This is a genomic window from Tahibacter sp. (assembly GCF_032229445.1).
Taxonomy (GTDB): domain Bacteria; phylum Pseudomonadota; class Gammaproteobacteria; order Xanthomonadales; family Rhodanobacteraceae; genus Tahibacter.
On sequence record NZ_JAVTWC010000115.1, the window covers coordinates 100,637 to 121,376 of the forward strand.

At 65.8% G+C, this 20,740-nt stretch carries 20 protein-coding genes; 11 read left to right on the forward strand and 9 right to left on the reverse strand.

Features of this window, described 5'->3' with window-relative positions; genetic code table 11:
* Nucleotides 1–24: 24 nt before the first annotated feature.
* The 3 genes from RUU78_RS21470 to RUU78_RS21480 all read left to right on the forward strand — a co-directional run bounded on the left by RUU78_RS21470 (nucleotide 25) and on the right by RUU78_RS21480 (nucleotide 1,502).
* Entirely contained in the window at nucleotides 25–456 is a 432-nt protein-coding gene (locus RUU78_RS21470) for a hypothetical protein (RefSeq protein ID WP_313919735.1), read from the forward strand.
* Between the two features lie 108 nt (nucleotides 457–564).
* On the forward strand, nucleotides 565–1,011 hold the full coding sequence (locus RUU78_RS21475) for an antitoxin Xre/MbcA/ParS toxin-binding domain-containing protein (protein ID WP_313919737.1): 447 nt from the start codon (nucleotides 565–567) through the stop codon (nucleotides 1,009–1,011).
* Nucleotides 1,008–1,502 carry an RES family NAD+ phosphorylase gene (locus RUU78_RS21480; RefSeq protein ID WP_313919739.1) on the forward strand — a complete coding sequence of 165 codons (495 nt, stop codon included), beginning with the start codon at nucleotides 1,008–1,010 and terminating at the stop codon, nucleotides 1,500–1,502. The genes RUU78_RS21475 and RUU78_RS21480 overlap by 4 nt, the downstream gene beginning before the upstream one ends.
* 194 nt (nucleotides 1,503–1,696) lie before the next feature.
* Here RUU78_RS21480 and acnA read toward each other — a convergent pair whose 3' ends face one another.
* From acnA to RUU78_RS21500, 4 genes are all read right to left on the reverse strand, one after another.
* Entirely contained in the window at nucleotides 1,697–4,393 is a 2,697-nt protein-coding gene (gene acnA, locus RUU78_RS21485; protein ID WP_313919741.1) for an aconitate hydratase AcnA, read from the reverse strand.
* Nucleotides 4,394–4,618: 225 nt separating this feature from the next.
* The gene (gene hflD, locus RUU78_RS21490; RefSeq protein ID WP_313919743.1) at nucleotides 4,619–5,242 is read right to left on the reverse strand and encodes a high frequency lysogenization protein HflD; all 624 of its coding nucleotides are present in this window, start codon (nucleotides 5,240–5,242) and stop codon (nucleotides 4,619–4,621) included.
* A 4-nt stretch (nucleotides 5,243–5,246) separates the two neighbouring features.
* On the reverse strand, nucleotides 5,247–6,359 hold the full coding sequence (gene mnmA / locus RUU78_RS21495; RefSeq protein ID WP_313919745.1) for a tRNA 2-thiouridine(34) synthase MnmA: 1,113 nt from the start codon (nucleotides 6,357–6,359) through the stop codon (nucleotides 5,247–5,249).
* Nucleotides 6,356–6,859 carry an NUDIX hydrolase gene (locus RUU78_RS21500; protein ID WP_313919746.1) on the reverse strand — a complete coding sequence of 168 codons (504 nt, stop codon included), beginning with the start codon at nucleotides 6,857–6,859 and terminating at the stop codon, nucleotides 6,356–6,358. Before RUU78_RS21500 ends, mnmA begins: the two co-directional genes overlap by 4 nt.
* A gap of 110 nt (nucleotides 6,860–6,969) precedes the next feature.
* Between RUU78_RS21500 and clpS the strand changes: the two genes are divergently transcribed.
* Together clpS and clpA are read left to right on the forward strand one after the other, a co-directional pair.
* Nucleotides 6,970–7,296: an ATP-dependent Clp protease adapter ClpS gene (gene clpS, locus RUU78_RS21505; protein ID WP_313919748.1), complete on the forward strand. Its 327-nt coding sequence runs from the start codon at nucleotides 6,970–6,972 to the stop codon at nucleotides 7,294–7,296.
* 41 nt (nucleotides 7,297–7,337) lie between these two features.
* Nucleotides 7,338–9,617 (forward strand): ATP-dependent Clp protease ATP-binding subunit ClpA, encoded by a 2,280-nt coding sequence (gene clpA, locus RUU78_RS21510; RefSeq protein WP_313919750.1) that lies wholly within the window; start codon nucleotides 7,338–7,340, stop codon nucleotides 9,615–9,617.
* Between the two features lie 252 nt (nucleotides 9,618–9,869).
* Here the strand turns inward: clpA and infA are convergent, their stop codons facing one another.
* The 4 genes from infA to trxB all read right to left on the reverse strand — a co-directional run bounded on the left by infA (nucleotide 9,870) and on the right by trxB (nucleotide 13,174).
* A complete protein-coding gene (gene infA / locus RUU78_RS21515) occupies nucleotides 9,870–10,088 on the reverse strand; it encodes a translation initiation factor IF-1 (protein WP_133820089.1) in 219 nt (72 codons plus the stop codon).
* A 203-nt stretch (nucleotides 10,089–10,291) separates the two neighbouring features.
* On the reverse strand, nucleotides 10,292–11,044 hold the full coding sequence (aat, locus tag RUU78_RS21520; RefSeq protein WP_313919755.1) for a leucyl/phenylalanyl-tRNA--protein transferase: 753 nt from the start codon (nucleotides 11,042–11,044) through the stop codon (nucleotides 10,292–10,294).
* Nucleotides 11,041–12,192, reverse strand: a complete 1,152-nt coding sequence (locus RUU78_RS21525) for a GNAT family N-acetyltransferase (protein ID WP_313919756.1) — start codon at nucleotides 12,190–12,192, stop codon at nucleotides 11,041–11,043. The genes aat and RUU78_RS21525 overlap by 4 nt, the downstream gene beginning before the upstream one ends.
* Before the next feature lie 22 nt (nucleotides 12,193–12,214).
* A complete protein-coding gene (gene trxB, locus RUU78_RS21530; protein WP_313919758.1) occupies nucleotides 12,215–13,174 on the reverse strand; it encodes a thioredoxin-disulfide reductase in 960 nt (319 codons plus the stop codon).
* Nucleotides 13,175–13,443: 269 nt separating this feature from the next.
* On the opposite strand from trxB, the gene ald reads away from it, so the two are divergent.
* From ald to RUU78_RS21560, 6 genes are all read left to right on the forward strand, one after another.
* Entirely contained in the window at nucleotides 13,444–14,511 is a 1,068-nt protein-coding gene (gene ald, locus RUU78_RS21535) for an alanine dehydrogenase (RefSeq protein WP_313919759.1), read from the forward strand.
* A 207-nt stretch (nucleotides 14,512–14,718) separates the two neighbouring features.
* Nucleotides 14,719–15,009: a hypothetical protein gene (locus RUU78_RS21540; RefSeq protein ID WP_313919760.1), complete on the forward strand. Its 291-nt coding sequence runs from the start codon at nucleotides 14,719–14,721 to the stop codon at nucleotides 15,007–15,009.
* Nucleotides 15,010–15,245: 236 nt separating this feature from the next.
* Nucleotides 15,246–17,537 (forward strand): DNA translocase FtsK 4TM domain-containing protein, encoded by a 2,292-nt coding sequence (locus RUU78_RS21545; protein WP_313919762.1) that lies wholly within the window; start codon nucleotides 15,246–15,248, stop codon nucleotides 17,535–17,537.
* 70 nt (nucleotides 17,538–17,607) lie between these two features.
* On the forward strand, nucleotides 17,608–18,696 hold the full coding sequence (locus RUU78_RS21550) for a hypothetical protein (protein WP_313919764.1): 1,089 nt from the start codon (nucleotides 17,608–17,610) through the stop codon (nucleotides 18,694–18,696).
* A 5-nt stretch (nucleotides 18,697–18,701) separates the two neighbouring features.
* Complete coding sequence (gene lolA, locus RUU78_RS21555; protein WP_313919766.1) at nucleotides 18,702–19,385, forward strand: outer membrane lipoprotein chaperone LolA; 684 nt, start codon at nucleotides 18,702–18,704, stop codon at nucleotides 19,383–19,385.
* On the forward strand, nucleotides 19,385–20,059 hold the full coding sequence (locus RUU78_RS21560) for a YoaK family protein (protein ID WP_313919767.1): 675 nt from the start codon (nucleotides 19,385–19,387) through the stop codon (nucleotides 20,057–20,059). Before lolA ends, RUU78_RS21560 begins: the two co-directional genes overlap by 1 nt.
* 11 nt (nucleotides 20,060–20,070) lie before the next feature.
* On the opposite strand, the gene RUU78_RS21565 is transcribed toward RUU78_RS21560, so the two are convergent.
* Nucleotides 20,071–20,643 (reverse strand): hypothetical protein, encoded by a 573-nt coding sequence (locus RUU78_RS21565; protein WP_313919769.1) that lies wholly within the window; start codon nucleotides 20,641–20,643, stop codon nucleotides 20,071–20,073.
* Nucleotides 20,644–20,740 lie beyond the last annotated feature (97 nt).

The window sequence follows — 20,740 nt, forward strand, 5'->3', positions numbered from 1 at the left end:
TGCCCGCCGCTTCCGGAACCGCTCATGCGATTGGCCTTGCCAATACTCGCTGCTTTGCTTGTGCTGACAGTCGCGGCGTGCAGCCGCACGCCGGACGAAACACGTATCCGCGAGACGATCGCGGCGATGGAGTCGGCGGTCGAAACGCGCAATCCGCGCGACTTCATGGCGCATGTGGCCGAGGACTTCGCGGGCCAGGAGGCCGGTTTCGACCGCCCCTCCCTGCACAACCTGCTGCGTGCGCAGTTCCTGCGCAACGAGTCGGTGGGCGTGCTGATCGGCCCGATCGAGGTCACGATACAGGCGCCGCGCGCGACCGCGACGATGACGGTTACGCTGAGCGGCGGTGCCGGTGGCCTGTTGCCGGAGCGCGGCGCGATCTATGACGTGGAAACCGGCTGGAAGCAGGTAGGCGGTGACTGGCAATGCATCAGTGCGAGCTGGCGCCAGCGCTGAGTCATCGCTTCGACCGCTGACGCGGCGCTGGGCCGACGTGACGCGCGCTGGAAATCGCGCGTATATTCCGCATCTGACAGCGATTGAACTGTCATTTGGAGAACGGTAATGAGTGCCACCGCCGAGGACGTCTCGCGGTTTCTGCAATCCAACCGCGGCACGTCCCGCTTCCGCGTGCCGGCAACGGCGCTGCAGTTCGATGCACTTCTGCGCAAGGGCCTGTCCCTGTCGGTCGCCGATGCAGCCGCGTCGAATCTCGGCATCGCGCGTGAACGGCTGGCCCGGCTGCTGCGGGTCAGTCCGTCGACGCTGGAGCGGCGCTTCAAGGACAAGGCCGACCTGACCGGCGCCGAGGCGGACGCGCTGTATCGCATCATCGGCGTGCTAGGCGTCGCCCAGCGCGTACTGGTCAGCGACGACAACGTCCGCTCCTGGATGGGGCGACCGCAACCGGGCCTGGACGGTCGGATTCCGCTGGATCTCATCGACAACGCCGCCGGCACCGAAGCCGTGATCCTGCTGCTCGAACAGGTCTACCACGGCATCGTACCGTGATCGTCTGGCGCATCATCCGCAAGGAGTTCATGCACTCGCCGCTGTCGGTCGAAGGCGCCAAGGCATGGCCCGGCCGCTGGCATTCGGCCGGTACGGCGATCCTGTATACCGCCGCCAGCGAATCGCTCGCGCTGCTGGAGAAGTTCGTCCACCTGGCGCTGGAATTCCGCACCATCCCGCATGTGAAGCTGTGCATCGAACTGCCGGCGGATGCTGTGGTGGAGAACATCGAGGAGGTCGGCGACAAGCCGGTCAACTGGCGCAGCGACGATCCGACCGCCGCGCGCGCCGCCGGTGACCGCTGGGCGCGTCATTCCGACGCACTGGGACTGAGCGTGCCGAGCGTGCTGTCGTCGAGCGAACGCAACGTGCTGCTGCGCGCCGCTTCGCCGCTGTACGGTCAGCTGCAGATCCGCAGCAGCGACGAATTCCTGTACGACGAGCGCATGTGGAAAGGCGAAACGCGGGCGGCGCTCAAGCGCGGCAAATAGCGCCGTTCAGCGCGGTGAGGCGGCCAGTCCTGGCACAGGCGGGCGACCCTGGGCGTCCCTGCGCCATCGCGTATGGGTCACGCGGAAAGCACTGCACACGCTGAACCCTGCGCGGCACCAGCGCGCGCGAATCGAATTGCCGGCGGGTCGCGAAGCGGGCGGCGCCGGAGACCGGCGCCGCCATCGCATGGACCTCAGGCCGCCTTTGGCGCCGCCGCGAGCTGGCGCAGCACGTAGGGCAGGATGCCGCCATGGCGGAAGTATTCGACTTCCTTTGGCGTCAGCAGCAGCACCTTGACCGTGAAGCGCTTGGTTTCGGTCGCGCCCTTGGCCAGCACGTCGATCTCACGCGCCTCGCCGTCGTTGAGACCGGCGATCTCGAACACTTCATCGCCCTTGAGGCCGATGGTCTGCGCATTCTCGCCATCCTTGAACTGCAGCGGCAGCACACCCATGCCGACGAGGTTGGAGCGATGGATGCGCTCGAAGCTCTCGGCGATCACGGCCTTGACGCCGAGCAGCATGGTGCCCTTGGCCGCCCAGTCACGAGAGGAACCCGTGCCGTATTCCTTGCCGGCGATGACGACGAGCGGTACGCCTTCGGTCTTGTAGCGCATCGCCGCGTCGTAGATCGACAGCTTGGCGCCGTCCGGGTAGTGGTAGGTGTTGCCGCCTTCCTCGCCGCCCAGCATCAGGTTCTTGATGCGGATGTTGGCGAATGTGCCGCGCACCATCACGTCGTCGTTGCCGCGGCGCGAGCCGTACGAGTTGAAATCGATCTTCGACACGCCGCGTCCCTGAAGGAAGGCGCCGGCCGGGGAACTGGCCTTGATGTCGCCGGCGGGCGAGATGTGGTCGGTCGTGATCGAGTCGCCGAACAGGCCCAGCGCGCGTGCGCCGAAAATGTCCTCGATCTTGCCGACGTTCATCGTCATGCCGTCGAAGTAGGGCGGATTCTTGATGTACGTGGAGGTGCTGTCCCAGGCGTAGATCTCGCCCTCGGCCGAGGCGATCTGGTTCCAGCGGCTGTCGCCCTTGAATACATCGGCATAGTTCTTCTTGAACATCTCGGGGCCAACTGTCTCGGCGATGACGTCGCCGATTTCCTTGTTCGTCGGCCAGATGTCGCGCAGGAAGACCGCCTTGCCGGCTTCGTCATGGCCGATCGGATCCTTGGACAGATCCGTATCGACGGTGCCGGCGATCGCGTAGGCGACGACCAGTGGCGGCGAGGCCAGGTAGTTCATCTTGACTTCGGGATGCACGCGGCCTTCGAAGTTGCGGTTGCCCGAGAGCACGGAGGTCACGATCAGATCGCCTTCGGCGACGCCGGCGGAGACCTCTTCCGGCAACGGGCCGGAGTTGCCGATGCAGGTCGTGCAGCCGTAGCCGACGACGTAAAAGCCCAGTTGTTCCAGGTGCTTGAGGACGCCGGCCTTCTTCAGATAGTCGGTGACGACCAGCGAGCCCGGGCCGAGCGAGGTCTTGACCCACGGTGCCACCTTGAGACCCTTCGCGACCGCGTTGCGCGCGAGCAGGCCGGCGCCGAGCATGACCGCCGGGTTGGAGGTGTTGGTGCAGGAAGTGATCGCCGCGATCACGACGGCGCCGTCCTTCAGGGTGTATTCGCTACCGTCCTTGCAGACCTTGGCCGAGCCCGGCGTCGCCGACTTGCTCTTCGTCGCGCGTGCGTCCGCCATCGGGGCCAGCGCTTCCCGGTAGTTGGCCTCGACATTTTCAAGCAGCACGCGGTCCTGCGGGCGCTTGGGCCCGGCCATCGACGGCTTGATGTCGGCGAGGTCCAGGCTCAGCACCGAGCTGTATTCCGCGTCGGGCTGGCCGGGGTCGCGCCACAGACCCTGGGCCTTGGCATAGGCTTCCACAAGGTTGATCAGCGCTTCGTCACGGCCGGACAGGCGCAGATAGCTCAGCGCTTCACTGTCGATCGGGAAGATGCCGCAGGTCGCGCCGTATTCCGGCGCCATGTTCGCGATCGTCGCGCGGTCGGCCAGCGGCAGGTGGTCCAGGCCCGGCCCGAAGAACTCGACGAACTTGCCGACCACGCCATGCTTGCGCAGCGTCTGGGTGACGGTCAGTACCAGGTCGGTCGCGGTCGCACCTTCCGGCAGCTTGCCGCTGAGCCTGAAACCGACGACCTGTGGAATCAGCATCGACGAGGGCTGGCCGAGCATCGCGGCTTCCGCCTCGATGCCGCCGACGCCCCAGCCGAGCACGCCGATGCCGTTGATCATCGTGGTGTGCGAGTCGGTACCGAACACCGTGTCCGGGAAAGCCCAGGTGTCACCGGCGTTGCTGCGCGTCATGACGACGCGGGCCAGATTCTCGAGGTTCACCTGATGCACGATGCCGGTGTTCGGCGGCACCACCTTGAAGTTGTCGAACGCGTTCTGGCCCCAGCGCAGGAAGGAATAGCGTTCGATGTTGCGGCCGAACTCGATCTTGCCGTTGAGATCCAGCGCCTCGGGCTTGCCGAACACGTCGACCTGCACCGAATGGTCGATCACGAGTTCCGACGGAATCTGCGGATTGATCTGGCTCGCGTCGCCGCCGAGCTTGACCACCGCGTCGCGCATCGCCGCCAGATCGACGACACAGGGCACGCCTGTGAAATCCTGCAGCACCACGCGCGCAGGCATGAACGAAATTTCGGTATCCGGTTCCTTGGTCGCCTCCCAGTTGGCGACGGCTTCGATCTCTTTCTGCGTCACGTTGACGCCGTCCTCGTGGCGCAGGAGGTTCTCGAGCAGGATCTTCATCGAGAACGGCAGGCGCTTGAGGTCATAGCGCTCGCCCAGCTTGGCGAGGCTGGCGATGGTGTAGCGCTGACCGTTGACCTCGAGTGAGGTGCGGGTCGAGAAAGAGTCTTTCATTCCATTCTCCTGGCGTGCAGCGGCTGGATCCGAGTGAGGCGACGAGAGGCCGGCTGGCGGCGGCGGGACGGACGGGCCGGCGCGGCGGCTACTCAAAAAAAAAGCGGCACATTATGCCTCAAACGGGTGTTTGACGGCAGTTTTTGCGCGCGACTTTGGTCGCTGATGTGACGTAACGGCATATCGCCGGCGATCCCGCGCCGGCGCGGCAAGGCGCCACGCCGCTCAGGCGCCGTCGAGCTTCGCGCGACTCAGCATACCCCGCGCCAGCATGACCACCTGACTGCGTTTGAACAGTAGCTGCCACTGGCTGCCACCGAGCTGGCGCCAGAGTACTGCGGCGCGCACACCGGCTAGCAGCGTCGAACGGATGCGTTCGACCTGGGCCGGCTGCTGCAGATACAGCGGGTTGCCCTGCACCACGACGCGCGGACGCAGGTTGGACAGGGTGTTGGCGTACAACTCGGACAGGCGCGCGAGCACGCTCGAATGGGTCACACCGAGGTGATCGACCTGACGCTGGATCGCCTCGATGCCGTCGCGCAAGGCCTGCAACATCTCCGGCCGCGCGGACAGCTTGCGTTCCACGCGCAACACGGTGACGGCAATCTGGCTGATCGCCACGTCGCCTGGACTGCGGTCGAGCTGCTGCACCATCGCTTCAAGGCCGAGCCGCAGATTGCCCAGGCCGCCGAACGCGCTCGCGGCGTCGTCCACGTCGACGCGCAGGATGCTCGCGATGCTCGCTTCCAGCGCCGCGGCATCCTGGCTGCCGCTGGTCGCTGTGGCACGCACGAGCGCGGCGGCCTGGAACACGCCGGCCAGCGCGATGACTTGAGCTTCGTTCATGCGTTCATCCTTGTGCTGAAAGCCCGCCGTAGGGCGCGTCGGTGGCTGCGATCACCGCGCCGCCGAGGCATTCCTCGCCTCTGTAGAACACGATGGACTGGCCCGGCGTGACCGCGCGCTGTGCCTCGTCGAAATGCACGTTGAGGCCGGTGCCGGCAAATTCCAGGGTGCAGGCTTGGTCAGCTTGGCGGTAGCGCGTCCTGGCCGTGCAGCGCAGCCCGTCCGCCGGGGCTGCGCCGGCCGTCCAGCTGGCTTCGTCCGCGCACAGCCGGCGCGAGTCCAGCCAGCGATTGCCGTTGCCCTGAGCGACGATGAGCCGGCGCGTCGCAAGGTCCTTGCCGACAACGTACCAAGGCTGGCCGTCCGCATCGCGGCGTCCGCCGATGCCCAGACCCTGACGCTGGCCGAGCGTGTAGTACATGACGCCCTGGTGCTCGCCGATCACAGCGCCTTCGGGCGTGACGATCTCGCCGGCCTGGGCCGGGATGTACTGCGCCAGGAACTCGCGGAAATCGCGTTCGCCAATGAAGCAGATGCCGGTGGAGTCTTTCTTGGCGTGAGTGATGAGGCCGGCCTCGCGCGCGAGCTCGCGGACCCGCGGCTTGTGCAGCTCGCCGACCGGGAACTCCGTGGCTGAGAGCTGGGTCTGGCCCAACGTGTAGAGGAAATAGCTCTGGTCCTTGTTCTCGTCGCGGCCGCGCAGCAGGCGGTAGCGGCCATCGGCCTCGTCGATGCGGGCGTAATGCCCGGTCGCGATCTTGTCGGCACCGAGTTCGCGCGCCTGGTCGAGAAAGGTGCGGAACTTGATCTCGCGATTGCACAGCACGTCCGGATTCGGCGTGCGGCCGGCGCGATACTCGGCCAGGAAATGCGTGAACACCTGGTTCCAGTATTCGCCGGAGAAATTGCGCGTATGAAACGGCAGGTCGAGCGCGGCACAGACGCGCAGCGCGTCCAGACGATCGCGGTCGGCATCGCATTCGCCGAGGCGGCCGTCGTCTTCCCAGTTCTTCATGAACAGCCCGGCAACCCGGCGCCCCTGGCGCTTGAGCAGCAAGGCCGCGACCGACGAGTCCACGCCACCGGACACGCCGACCATGACCAGGGAGCCGCTCATGCGCGGTCGGGGCCCGGCACGAGATGCTGCAGTAGCGACAGCGGCAGCCGCCGCCCGCCGAGCCAGGCGTCGATGCTTGCCAGGATCAGCGGACTGCGCAGACGCGGCGTCGCCGCTTCGATCTCGGTGCGGCTCATCCAGACGGCGGCCTTGATGCCGCTGTCGAGAGCCTGCTGCCGGTGGTGGCGCACCGGGTGCGCGGCGAAGGTGAAGCGCAGGAAATGCCGGTCGAACTCGGGATTCACCCACTGATGGATGCCGACCAGGCAATCCAGCTCCACCTCCCAGCGGGTCTCCTCGCGCGTTTCGCGGCGCGCGGCATCGGTGAGGGATTCGCCCGGCTCCAGATGTCCGGCCGGCTGGTTCAGGAGCAGGCGGCCGCGGATCTCCTCTTCGACGAGCAGATAGCGGTCGTCCTTGGGCACGATGGTCGCAACGGTCACGCGGGGGCGCCAGACGAGGTCGTCTTCGGCCTCCGGCTTTGGCTTTTCCGTGGTCATCCCCAGGATGTTACACGAGCCGCTGCCACGCTCCGGCGGACCTTGCAAACGGCGCAGCCACCACCATTAGCGGCGCTATACTCGATCCAGGCCAGGAATGCGGCGGACCAATGTCAGGCAATACCGAACACAGACCGGATCACGAACATGGCATTGCGGTGGAGGAAGCGCGCCCGGAAGTGGCGCGACCGCCGATGTACCAGGTTCTGTTGCTGAACGACGATTACACGCCGATGGACTTTGTGGTCCATATCCTGCAGTCCTTTTTCGGCCTCACGTACGAGAACGCCCACGAAGTGATGCTCAATGTGCATTTGCGCGGACGCGGGGTTTGCGGTCTGTATACGCGCGAGGTAGCGGAGACGAAGGTCACCCAGGTCAACGAGTTTGCGCGTTCCAACCACCATCCATTGTTGTGCACCATGGAAAAAGCCTGAGTGGTCCCCATCTCCGGCGCATCCTGATACAGGGGTAAGGCATGTTCAGCAAAGACCTCGAACTCACCATTGGCCAGTGCTACAAGGATGCGCGCGAGCAGCGCCACGAATTCATGACCGTGGAGCACTTGCTGCTGGCTCTTCTCGAAAACCCGTCCGCCGCGGCCGTACTGCGCGCCTGCGGCGCCGATATCGCCAAGCTCGGCAAGGAACTCAAGGCGATCATCGCGGAAACCGTGCCGGTGCTTCCGCCCAGCGACGAACGCGACACGCAACCGACGCTGGGCTTCCAGCGCGTTCTGCAGCGCGCCGTCTACCATGTGCAGTCCTCGGGCCGGAAGGAAGTCACCGGCGCCAACGTGCTGGTCGCGATCTTCGGCGAAAAGGATTCCCACGCCGTGTATTTCCTCAATCAGCAGGAAATCACGCGTCTGGACGTCGTCAACTACATCTCCCACGGCATCGCCAAGATCGGCCACGAGCCGCAGCAGCAGCCCGGCGTCGGCAGCGGCGAGCGTGAGGCCGAGGAAGGCGGCGAGCCCAAGGGCAACCCGTTGACCGAATTCGCGTCCAACCTCAACGAGCTTGCGCGCCAAGGCAAGATCGATCCGCTGATCGGCCGGGCCGAGGAAGTGGAGCGCACGATCCAGGTGCTCTGCCGCCGGCGCAAGAACAATCCGCTCTACGTGGGCGAGGCCGGCGTCGGCAAGACCGCGCTCGCCGAGGGCCTGGCCAAGCGCATCGTCGAGAACGACGTGCCGGAAGTCCTCAAGGACGCGACCATCTACGCGCTCGATCTCGGCGCGCTGGTTGCCGGCACCAAGTACCGCGGCGATTTCGAAAAGCGCCTCAAGGCCGTCATAGGCCAGCTCAAGAAGGAGCCGCAGGCGGTACTGTTCATCGACGAGATCCACACCATCATCGGTGCGGGTTCGGCATCGGGCGGCACGATGGACGCGTCCAACCTGATCAAGCCCATGCTTGCCTCGGGCGAGATCCGCTGCATCGGTTCGACCACGTTCCAGGAATACCGCGCGATCTTCGAAAAGGACCGCGCACTCGCGCGACGCTTCCAGAAGATCGACATCGTCGAGCCGTCGATCGCGGATTCGTTCGAGATCCTCAAGGGTCTGCGTTCGCGCTTCGAGGAACATCACAACGTCGAATACACCAACGACGCACTGATGGCCGCCGTCAACCTCTCGGTCAAGCACATCGCCGACCGCCTGTTGCCGGACAAGGCGATTGACGTGATCGACGAGGCCGGCGCACGGCAGCGGCTGGTGCCCGAGGACGAACGCAAGAACGTCGTCGACGTGCCCGAGATCGAATTCATCGTCGCGCGCATGGCGCGGATCCCGCCCAAGCAGGTTTCGGCTTCCGACCGCGACGTGCTGCGCAACCTCGACCGCAACCTCAAGATGGTCGTATTTGGCCAGGATCAGGCCATCGACTCGCTGGCCGGCGCGATCAAGATGGCGCGTTCGGGACTGGGCAATTCGTCCAAGCCGATCGGCTGCTTCCTGCTTGCCGGTCCGACCGGCGTGGGCAAGACCGAAGTCACGCGTCAGCTCGCGATGCACCTCGGCATCGAACTGATCCGCTTCGACATGTCCGAATACATGGAAGCGCATTCGGTGTCGCGCCTGATCGGTGCGCCCCCGGGCTATGTCGGTTTCGACCAGGGTGGCCTGCTGACCGAGCAGATCGTCAAGCATCCGCACTGCGTGTTGTTGCTGGACGAGATCGAGAAGGCGCATCCGGACGTGTTCAACATCCTGCTGCAGGTCATGGACCGTGGCGCGCTGACCGACACGAACGGGCGTGAGGCGAACTTCAAGAACGTGATCGTGGTGATGACGACGAACGCCGGCGCGACCCAGGCCGCGCGACGCACGATCGGTTTCGTCGCGCAGAACCATGCTACCGACGCGATGGAAGCGATCCGCCGCCAGTTCACGCCGGAATTCCGCAATCGCCTCGACGCGATCGTGCAGTTCGGCGCGCTGGATCTCGATCACATCCTGCGGGTTGTGGACAAGTTCCTGATCGAGCTGGAATCCCAACTGCACGAGAAGCATGTGTCGCTGCATGTCGACCAGGATGCGCGGCGCTGGCTGGCCGAGCATGGCTTCGATCCGCAGATGGGGGCGCGGCCGATGGCACGCGTCATCCAGGACAACGTCAAGCGCGCACTGGCCGACGAACTGCTGTTCGGCAAGCTGGTCGACGGCGGCCGGGTGTTCCTGTCGACCACCGACGACGGCGAGCTCGACGTGCGTGTCGAGGCCACCGAGCAGCTGGCTGTGGTCGTCGACTGAGGTGTGGAGCGACAGGCAACAATGCGCAAGGCCCGGACTGGTTCCGGGCCTTGCGCATTCAGCAGGCTGTCGAAAGCAACCCGCTGGAGCGATCCAGGTTGAATTGCCAGAGAATCGATCACACAAGCGGTTGAGAAAGGCGGTCGTTCCACTTTCTCAACAACCTGCTGGGGCTGCCGGGATCGGCCGCGGGCTGGGCCAGGACAGGGAGCCTGCCTCAGGGGTGCGGCGACGAAGCCGCGCCGACCCGGCTTACTTCATGCGGTAGGTGATGCGACCCTTGGTCAGGTCGTAAGGCGTCATCTCGCACTTGACCTTGTCGCCGGTCAGGATGCGGATGTAGTTCTTGCGCATGCGGCCCGAAATATGGGCGGTGACCACGTGGCCGTTTTCCAGCTTCACGCGGAACATGGTGTTGGGCAGGGTTTCAAGCACCGTGCCTTCCATCTCGATGACATCGTCTTTGGACATTGGCCCTTCGTTTTTGGCTGTGACCGGACAAGAACCCGAAAGAAACGGGTTTCCTGGCACGCTCATTGGGTAAATCCCCGAACTGACTGCCCGGCTGCGCAGGCGCCAGCCGCAACAGGTATGAGAAAGGGCGAATCTGGCCCTTTTCAAGTTCCCGGTCGGAGCGGCGCGGGATGATGCCATGTTGGAGCGGTTACGGGAAGCTAAGGCGTGCCCGTGGCGGCGACAGGTTGCGCCAGCTGCGCTGGCCGCAGGGCGTCGAGCTCGCCGTGCCAGGGGCCGATGCGGCCCGGCTGGCCCACGAGCCCGGCGATCCGCGTGCAGAACGCACGCCGCGGCAGCTCCTGCGCGCCCAGCGTCTGCAGATGCTCGGAGCTGACCTGGGCGTCGATCAGCGGCCAGCCCCATGCGCGCAGGCGCCAGGCCAGGGCGAGCAGGGCGACCTTCGAGGCGTTGCTCGCGCGACTGAACATGGATTCGCCGTAGAACATGCGACCCACCGCGACGCCGTAGATGCCGCCGACCAGCGTCTCTCCCGCATAGACCTCGACGGAATGGGCATGGCCCAGCGCATGCAGCTGTTCGTAGGCGCCCCGCATGGCGGGTGTGATCCAGGTGCCGGAATGGCCGTCCCGCGGTGCGGCGCACTCACGCATGACGGCGGCGAAATCGCGGTCCGCGGCCAGCCGCCAGTCGCAGCTGCGCAGCCAGCGCGCGAGGCGCCGCGGCACGTGCATGGCCTGCGTCGCGAACACCATGCGCGGGTCCGGCGACCACCAGAGCACGGGTTCTCCGGGCGAAAACCACGGGAAGATGCCCTGTGCGTAGGCGCGCAGCAGCCGTTCCGGCCGCAGGTCGCCACCGGCAGCGAGCAGACCGTTGGGTTCGCGCAGCGCGGTTTCCACGGCAGGGAATGCCTCGTCGCCGCCAACGCGCAGGATCGGAATGCGGATCATGCGGTAGGCGTCACCGCCGAGGGCAGCGTAGTGAACGGCGACTGCGCCCACAGCGACTCGCCCCAGTGGCTGACCTGGACGTGTTCGGCGGCAAGGCTGCGCCGTATCGCCGCGCGGAAATCCGCATGGGCGACAAAGTGGAACGAGCGCGTGCGCTGCGGCAGGAAGCCGCGCGCGATCTTGTGCTGGCCCTGTGCGCCGGGTTCGAAGCGCTGCAGGCCTTCGCGCAGGCAGTAGGCGATGCCCTGGTAGTAGCAGGCCTCGAAATGCAGGCCCGGGATCTCGCGCAGGCAACCCCAGTAGCGGCCGTAGAGCGTGGTCGCGCTGCGCAGGCAGAACGCCATTGCGACGCGCTCGCCGTGCTGGCGTGCGAGGAACACGACCACCTGATGCGGCATCGCGGTGCCGAGATGACGCAGGAAGGATTCGGTCAGCGCGGGGTAATTGCCCTTTTCCTCGAACGTCGCCGCGTAGCAGGCGTAAATGAAGCGCCAGTCGTCGTCATCGAGTTCGTCGCCGCGTAGTGCGTCAATCTCGACGCCTTGTGCCGCGACGCGGGCGCGTTCCTGCCGCAGGTTCTTGCGTTTCTTCGGCAGCAGCGCGGCGAGAAAATCGTCGAAGTCGCGATAGCCGTCGTTGTGCCAGTGGAACTGCCAGTCGTTGCGTTCGAGCCAGTGCTCCGGGTCTTCCGGTATGGCCTGGCCCGGTGCGGTGAAGTTCAGGTGCACCGAGGAAAGGCCATGCCGCTCGCATTCGCCGCGCAACGCACCGAGCAGGCGCGCGCAGTCCCTGCCGAGCAGCCGCGGTCCGCAGACCGGCGAATACGGCACCGCGCAGAGCAGCTTGGGGTAGTAGTCGAAGCCGTGGCGCTCGAACGCGTCGGCCCAGGCCCAGTCGAACACGAACTCGCCGTGCGAGTTGGCCTTGAGATAGACCGGCGCGGCGCCGGCAAGGTGCTCGTTCTCGTACAGTGCGAGATGGTGTGGTTGCCAGCCCAGGTCGGCACGGATGCAGCCGTGCCGCTCCAGCCCGGCCAGGAAGGCATGGGACAGGAACGGGTTGTCGTCGGGCCGCAGGGCGTCCCACGCGACCGGCGGAATCTCGGCCAGTTGCGCGTGGAACGCGATCCGGCGGCGGTCGCCGCTCATGCGACGGCGGCCGCTGCCGGCCTCACGCCAGTCCCAGCTTGTCCAGGTATTTCTCCGCGTCGAGCGCGGCCATGCAGCCGAAGCCCGCCGATGTCACGGCCTGACGGTACACCTGGTCTGCCACGTCGCCTGCGGCAAATACGCCGGGAATGCTGGTCGCGGTGGCGCCGCCGTCGAGTCCGCTCCTGATGCGGATGTAGCCATTGTTCATATCGAGCTGGCCGTCGAACAGGGCCGTATTTGGCGTGTGGCCGATCGCGACGAACAGGCCGCTGATCGACAGGTCCCGCGTCGAATCGTCGGTCGTGCTGCGCAGGCGCACGCCAGTCACGCCGGTGCCATCGCCAAGCACTTCGTCGACGCCGTGGTTCCACACGATCTCGACCTTGCCGGCCTTTTCTTTCGCGAACAGCTTGTCCTGCAGGATCTTCTCCGCGCGGAACTTGTCGCGACGGTGTACCACTGTGACTTTTTTAGCAATGTTCGCCAAGTACAATGCTTCCTCGACGGCGGTGTTGCCGCCGCCGATCACGGCGACTTCCTGCTCGCGGAAGAAAAAGCCGTCACAGGTCGCGCAGGCCGACACTCCCTGGCCCTTGAATTTGTCTTCCGATGGCAGGCCAAGATACTTCGCCGTCGCACCGGTGGTGATGATCAGGGCGTCCGCGGTATAGCTGCCGTTGTCGCCGACGAGGTGGAACGGACGCTGCAACAGGTCCACCGTGTGGATGTGGTCGAATACGATTTCGGTGTCGAAGCGCGCAGCGTGTTCGCGCATGCGTTCCATCAGCGCCGGACCCTGCAGGCCCTCCACATCGCCCGGCCAATTGTCGACATCGGTCGTCGTCATCAGCTGGCCACCCTGCTGGAGTCCGGTGATCAGCAGCGGCTTGAGATTCGCACGCGCCGCGTATACCGCCGCGGTATAACCGGCCGGGCCGGAACCGAGGATCAGCAGGCGACTGTGCTTGGGGGTGCTCATGTATAATCCCTCGCCGCAAAAAAGCGGCCTTGAACGTGTCGATTCATGCGACGGGGCGGCGAAATTCACCGAAATCCCGATCGTCCCTGACCCAATCCTTTCACACCGGTGCTTCGCAGTGAATGCTATGAAGCGGCCGACGTTCGGGTCAGCAAGAGCCCGGAAGGATGGGGAGAACAGGTCGGCGATTCAAGAGCGGGTGCGAAGCTCGGGAGGGCGTCGCGCGTAGCGTCACAAGAACTGAGCTATTCACACCACGAGGAATTGCAATGCGTATCGGTATTCCGTCGGAAACCAAGACTCTGGAAGGGCGCGTCGCGCTGGTGCCGGCCGCCTGTGCGGAACTGGTCAGGCGCGGTCACGAGGTCTATGTGCAGTCCGGCGCCGGCACCAAGAGCGGCTTCTCCGACGCCGACTTCACCCGCGTCGGCGTGAAGATCGCCGCGGACGCGGACGCGCTGTACGAATGCGGTGAACTGATCGTCAAGGTCAAGGAGCCGATCAAGGGCGATCTGGAGCGCTTGCGCAAGCACCATCAGCTGTTCTGCTACCTGCATCTGGCGCCGGAGCCCGAACTGACGCGCCGCCTGCTCGACATCGGCCTGACCGGCGTCGCCTTCGAATCCGTGGAAGAAGCCGACGGCTCGCTGCCGCTGCTGGCTCCCATGTCCATCATCGCCGGCCGCATCGCGATCCAGGTCGGCACCCACCTGCTGCACCAGCCCATGGGCGGCAAGGGCAAGCTGCTCGGCGGCCTGCCGTCGACCGAGCGCGGAAAGGTCGTGGTACTGGGCGCCGGCGCTGCCGGCGGCAACTCTGCCGCGCTCGCCGCGGCGGGCGGCGCCAATGTCGTGGTGTTCGACAAGCGTCCGGACCGCCTCGCGCAGATGATGGCGCTGGGCACCAACGTGACCGCGCTGTATCCGTACCAGGAATACGTTGCGCGCGAGGTCGCCACGGCCGATCTCGTCGTCGGTGCCGTGCTGATCCCGAGCGCCAAGGCGCCGCACGTCGTGACGCATGAGATGGTCAAGTCGATGGAGGCCGGCAGCGTGCTCGTCGACATCTCCATCGACCAGGGCGGCTGCTTCGAGACCGCGCGTCCGACCACCTGGGCCGAGCCGACCTACGTTGTCGACGGCGTGACCCATTTCGCCGTGACCAACATGCCTGGTGCCGTGCCGCAGACGTCGTCGCAGGCCATCTGCGCCGCGATCCTGCCGTATGTGCAGCGCATGGCAGCCGGTCCGCAGTGGCGCGACAACGAAGCGCTGAAGCGCGGTATCAACATCGATGGCGGCGAGATCGTGCATCCGGCCCTCAAGGGCATGCTGTAATCCAGTCCTGACGCCTCCCTGGGATATCCCCGGGAGGCTGGCTCGGACGATGTCCCGAGGCATCGTCCGACCGACCCGGCAACGTCCTCGCATTTCGGCAACTGCTGGCGGCTTACGCTATCGCGTCACTCCTGCCGTTCATCCATAACGCCGAATACCTGCCGGGCTATCCCGGCCTGTCACCGGTCTGGTCCCGGCGGGGCGTCCATGGCACCTGGATCGGTTTCCTCGCCATTAGCCTGTGCGGCAGCCGGCAGCCGGCTGCTGCGGCGCGGCGGTTGCTTGACCGGACGGGGCGTCGTGCCGGCCTGTGCCCTGTTCAGCCTCGACCGTCTTGGCCACCACATCGTGACGCCGATGGCTTTGCATGCGTGGGCGATGAACGTCACGATCCTCGCGGAAGTCAGGGTGGCGGCAGCCGCTTTCATTGCGGCAGGTCACGAGCTGATCGTTCACGCGGTCCGCGCCTGGCACGGCTCACAGCAGACTCGGCCGTGATCGGCTGGTTTCTGCCGGTCGGGCAAGTAGCGGCAGAGCAGGCTGCCCGCTACGCGATGACGGGGTAAAGTCGGGCTGGTGCACAGACCGCCGTGCAGACGAGCCTCGCCATTGCGCGAGCGTGGGTTCTGCCAGGTGTCGCGCCGCCCCCCGGAATCATTGGTCGAACAACGCCTTGCGGCGATTTCTTGAGGTATAGTCCAGCGGTGTCGCGCACTTCCAAAGCCATCCCTGCCATGACCGGCTCCGACCCGTTGCAGAAGCGTCTGCGCGAAATCGCGTTCATCCTGCTGTTGCCCGTCGTCGTCTATCTGCTCGCCTGCCTGTTGAGCTACAGCCCGCAGGATCCGGGCTGGTCGCATGCTGGCGAACCCGAGCAGATCCACAATTTCGGTGGTGCGGTCGGCGCCTGGATCGCCGATCTCTCGCTGTATTTCTTCGGTGGCCTGGCCTACGTGTTTCCGTTGTTGCTGCTGGCGGTCGGCGCCGGCATCCTGCGGCCGCGCGAAGACGCGCCGAAGTCGGCGCTGGAACCCTCGTTGCGTCTGGTTGGCTTCGTCGCGTTTTTCCTTAGCGGCAGCGGCCTGGCCCATCTGCATTTCACCGGTCCGAGCCAGTTGCCGGAGAAAGCTGGCGGCATCCTCGGCAAAATGATCGGCGGCGGCCTTCTGCATGGATTTGGTTTTCTCGGCGCCACCTTGCTGCTGCTCGCCGTATTTCTCGTTGCCGTCACGCTGGCCACGGGCCTGTCCTGGTTCAAAGTCATGGATGCGATCGGTCGCGGCATCCTTGTGGCCGGCGGCTGGCTGGTGGGCAGCCTGAAAAAGGCCGACGACGCCCGAGTCGCCCGCGCCGCACGCAGCGAGCGCGAGGAAGTGCGCAAGGTCGAAACCGTCAAGCAGGCCAAGCGCGAACCGGTACGCATCGAGAAGCCCGCCGCTGCCGCCATCGAAAAGAGCGAGCGCGCCGAGCGCGAGCAGCAGATCCCGCTATTCGTCGGTGCGCCGGTCAACGGCGAACTGCCGCCGCTGTCGCTGCTGGACGAACCCAAACCGCAAGTCGCCGGCTATTCGGCGGAAACGCTGGCCGTGCTTTCGCGTCAGGTCGAACTCAAGCTCAAGGATTTCCGCATCGAGGCCCAGGTCGTCGGCGTGTTTCCGGGGCCGGTAGTCACCCGCTTCGAGATGGAGCCGGCTGCGGGCGTGCGCGGCAGCCAGATCAGCAATCTCGACAAGGACATCGCGCGCGGCCTGTCCGTGGTCAGCGTGCGCGTCGTCGACGTGATCCCCGGCAAGAACGTGATCGGCCTGGAAATCCCCAACGCCAAGCGCGAGATGGTCTATCTCTCGGAAATCCTGCGTTCGGACAAGTACGACGCCTCCAAGTCGCCGCTGACCCTGGCCCTGGGCAAGGACATCGGTGGACGTCCGGCCGTGGCGGACCTCGCCAAGATGCCGCATCTGCTGGTCGCCGGCACGACCGGCTCGGGCAAATCGGTAGCGGTCAACGCGATGGTGCTGAGCCTGCTGTACAAGGCCAGCCCACGCGAGGTACGCATGATCATGATCGACCCGAAGATGCTGGAGCTGTCGGTCTACGAAGGCATCCCGCATTTGCTCGCGCCGGTCGTCACCGACATGAAGGAAGCCGCCAACGCACTGCGCTGGTGCGTGGCCGAGATGGAACGCCGCTACAAGCTCATGGCCGCGACCGGCGTGCGCAACCTGGCCGGCTTCAACAAGAAGGTCAGGGAAGCAGAGGAAGCCGGTCAGCCATTGCTCGACCCGCTGTTCCGCCCGGACGCCTCGCAGCCGGAACGCCGCGCCGAGCCGCTGCAGCCCTTGCCCTACATCGTCATCTTCATCGACGAATTCGCCGACATGATGATGATCGTCGGCAAGAAAGTGGAAGAGCTCATCGCCCGCCTCGCGCAGAAGGCGCGCGCCGCCGGCGTGCACCTGATCCTCGCCACGCAGCGTCCGTCGGTCGACGTGATCACCGGCCTGATCAAGGCCAATATCCCGACCCGCATCGCTTTTCAGGTATCGAGCAAGATCGACTCGCGCACCATCCTCGACCAGTCCGGCGCCGAGGCGCTGCTCGGCCACGGCGACATGCTGCACCTGCCGCCAGGCACGGCCACCCCCGAGCGGGTGCACGGCGCTTTCGTCGACGACCACGAAGTGCATCGTGTCGTGCAGTGGCTGCGCGCGCAGGGCCGCCCCGAATACATCGCCGGGGTGCTCGAAGAGGTCCAGACCACCAACGACGGCAAGGTCATCGGCGAGACCGGCCTGCCGGAAGAAATCAGCGAAGGCAATTCCGACTACGACGAGCTATACGACCAGGCCGTGCGCATCGTGACCGAGTCGCGCCGCGCGTCGATATCGGGCGTGCAACGCCGCCTCAAGGTGGGCTACAACCGCGCCGCGCGCCTGGTCGAACTCATGGAGCAGCAGGGTGTCGTCAGCGCGCCGGAACACAACGGCAATCGCACCGTCCTCGCGCCGCCGCCGCCGGAGTTCTGAAATCAACGCGCCCGATTCAACGCACGCTCACGAGTTGACACACCAGGCCATGGATACTGCAGCACGACGTATGAGCCCGACCGAACGCCGCCGCGCCACGGTGTGGGCGCTGTTTTTCGCCATCGCGATCTATGCCTTCAGCTGGCAGATACTGGGCCAACCGCCGGAATGGCTGCGTGCCAGCGGCGACCTGCCGCAGTGGCCGGCAACCTTCGATCTGCTCCTGACCGTTCCCGCCGTGTACTGGTGGCTGCATCGGCGTGATCGCCGCCGCGCGGCGCTGGGCGCGCTGGCGCTGGCCGGTGTCGGCATCTGGGTCGCGAGCGTGATCCTGCCCGATACCAGCGGCCCGGCCTGGTCGGCGCTGCGCCTGCTGCGCAACGTCGGTCTCGGTCTCGGTCTCGTCGTGGCGCTGGAAGTCGGTATCGTCGTGAGCATGCTGCGTCTCGTCGTGCGTCTGGCGCGCGACCGCAATCCGGATTACGCACTGCGTGAGGGCGTGCAGCAGCACTTCGGTACGACACTTCCCGCGCGCGTCGTGGCGTTCGACATGCGCATGTGGCTGCACGTATTCGCCGGTGCGCGCCGAGCCTGGCACTACGCCGGCGACACGCATTTCAGCTACCACCGCAAGGACGGCAACGCCAGCAACCAGCAGGCGTTCCTGATCCTGATGCTGATCGATCTGCCGATCGCGCACGCGATACTGACCGTATTCGCAAGCGCTACGACCGCCTGGATCGTTACGCTGCTGACCGTGCTGTCGCTGGCGTTGATGTTCGGCCACTACCGCGCCACGCTGCGCTGTCCCGTCTCGCTCGATTCGGACACACTGTATCTGCGCTACGGACTGGCCGTGGCGGAGGCGGCCGTGCCGCTCGCGGCGGTCGCGCAAGCCACTCCCTGTCGCGACGACCTGCCGCGTCGTGCGCCCGGCGTACTGCGGCTCAACGAGGCCGGAACGCCAAACGTGCACATCAGCCTGCACGAGCCCGTCGTCGTCGTCGGTTGGTTCGGCATCGAGCGCCGCGTCGACACGATAGTCCTGGGTATCGATCAGCCGCGCGAATTCCTCGCCGGGCTGAATGCGCGCCTCGCCGCGCGGGAACCTGTCGTATCCATGCCGGTCCACGGCGCAGCCTCCACCACCAACGAATGATCCCCATGCCGACCCGCCTGCTTGCCCTGTGCCTGATCTGCGCCGCGACCAGCGCCTCCGCCGAGACCGCGCGTGCGCGCCTGGATGCTTTCGCGAAAGGTCTGCAGACGGTGTCGGCGAATTTCGAGCAGCGCGTGTTCGACGCGAACAACCATCCCGGCAAAGGTTCCAGCGGCAGTCTCGCCGTGCAGGCGCCGCGCCAGTTCCGCTGGAACGTGACCAAGCCGTACGAGCAACTCATCGTCGCCGACGGCATGCATGTCTGGATCTACGACCCGGACCTGGAACAGGTCACCGTGCGCAGCCAGAGCCTGGAAGAAGCGCACAGTCCGCTGACCGTGTTGACCGATGTCAGCCTGCTCGATCGCGACTTTGCCGCGGCCGAGCAGGGCGAGCGCGATGGCCTGAAATGGCTGCGGCTGACGTCCAAGGCGAAGGAAGCCGAATTCGAATACGCCGATCTCGGCTTCGGCTGCGCGGATGCGGCCAGGAGCGAGTGCGGCGGCGCCGTCGTGCTCAGCCGCATGGTGTTCAAGGACACGCTGGGCAACCGCACCGAAACTCTCTATGCCGACTGGCAGCGCAATCCCCAGCTCGGCGCCGACCGGTTCCGCTTCACGCCGCCGGCCGGTGTCGATGTTATCGGTGAGGTCAAGCCCGAAGCCGAAGTGCACCCGCTCAAAGACTGATGGTCGTCGCGCGCCTGCCACGCTGGGTCGGTGCTGGCGCGTTTGCGCTGGCCGGCGTTGCCGGAATGGTCAACGCGGTCGGTCTCCTCGCGTTCGAGCACCAGGCCATCACCCACCTGACCGGCACCACCACCTTGCTCGGCGTCGCGGTGACGCAGGGGCAGGGCGGCCTAGCGCTGGAACTGTTCCTTTTCCTGCTGAGCTTTGTCGCCGGTGCGGCGCTGAGCGGCGCGATCGTGGGCGACAGCACGCTGCGTCTCGGGCGGCGCTACGGTGTCGCGCTGATGATCGAGTCGCTGTTGCTGCTGATCGCGATTCCGCTGCTGCGCGAGCATTCGACCGTCGGCATCTGCGTGGCGACCGCTGCGTGCGGCCTGCAGAACGCAATGGCCAGCACCTACAGCGGTGCGGTGCTGCGCACTACCCACGTCTCGGGCATCGTCACCGACCTGGGCATCATGCTCGGGCAGCGCCTGCGCGGGCTCGCGCACGAGGCGCGACGGCGCAATCTGTATCTGCTGATCCTCTCCGGCTTTGCGCTCGGCGCGATGGCCGGCGCCGCGGGATACACGCAGCTCGACGAGTACGTGCTGCTGCTGCCGGCTGCGCTGACCGGCGTTGCCGGCGCCGCTTACGCGGTGTATCGCGCGCGCGCGATGCGCCGGGGTGCCTGACGCGCAGCCGCTCAGCTGTCGAAGCCGTTCGCGAAGACCACGTCGGATACCGGCCCGATCGCGATGGCCTCGCCCGTGTTCTCGAAGCACCAGCCGTGGACGGTCATCGGAAAACCCTGCGGAGCGGATGTCGTCATCTGCACCCAGCCGTAGTTGATCGCGTTGGTGGCCTCGTTGCGGAAACGCATGCCGAGATAGCCCCTGATCACCCCGCTGGTCCAGGCCGAGGTATTGCCCGAGAAGCCTTCGCGCGTGAACAGGTTGGACGGACCGACCACCGATCCGGTAAAGAGCACGGCGTACGTGACGCCGCTGCTCGCTACACCGGCATTGCCCGTGGCCGACGAACCCCAGTAGAAGCGCAGATCGTCGGCCGGCGTGGTGCTGGCTGACGCATAGGGATCGAAATCGAAACCCGGCGCGCCCGCTTCGGTCTCGGCGTGGACGCCGGTCAGGAAATTGATGTATAGCCCCTCGGTCGTGGCCGGGATGCTCAGGTCCTGCCCGTTGAAACAGACCTCGGCGGCGTGGGCCGGCGCAGCGGCGACCAGGGCGGCGAACAGCAGAGCGCGCTGAGGGTTCATGGGAAGTCCCGCAGTCATGGGTCGGTCTACGGTACCAGAAAGCCCCGCAACCGTCCGCGCGGCCATGGCGTATCTCTTTGGATTTGTAGCTAAATAT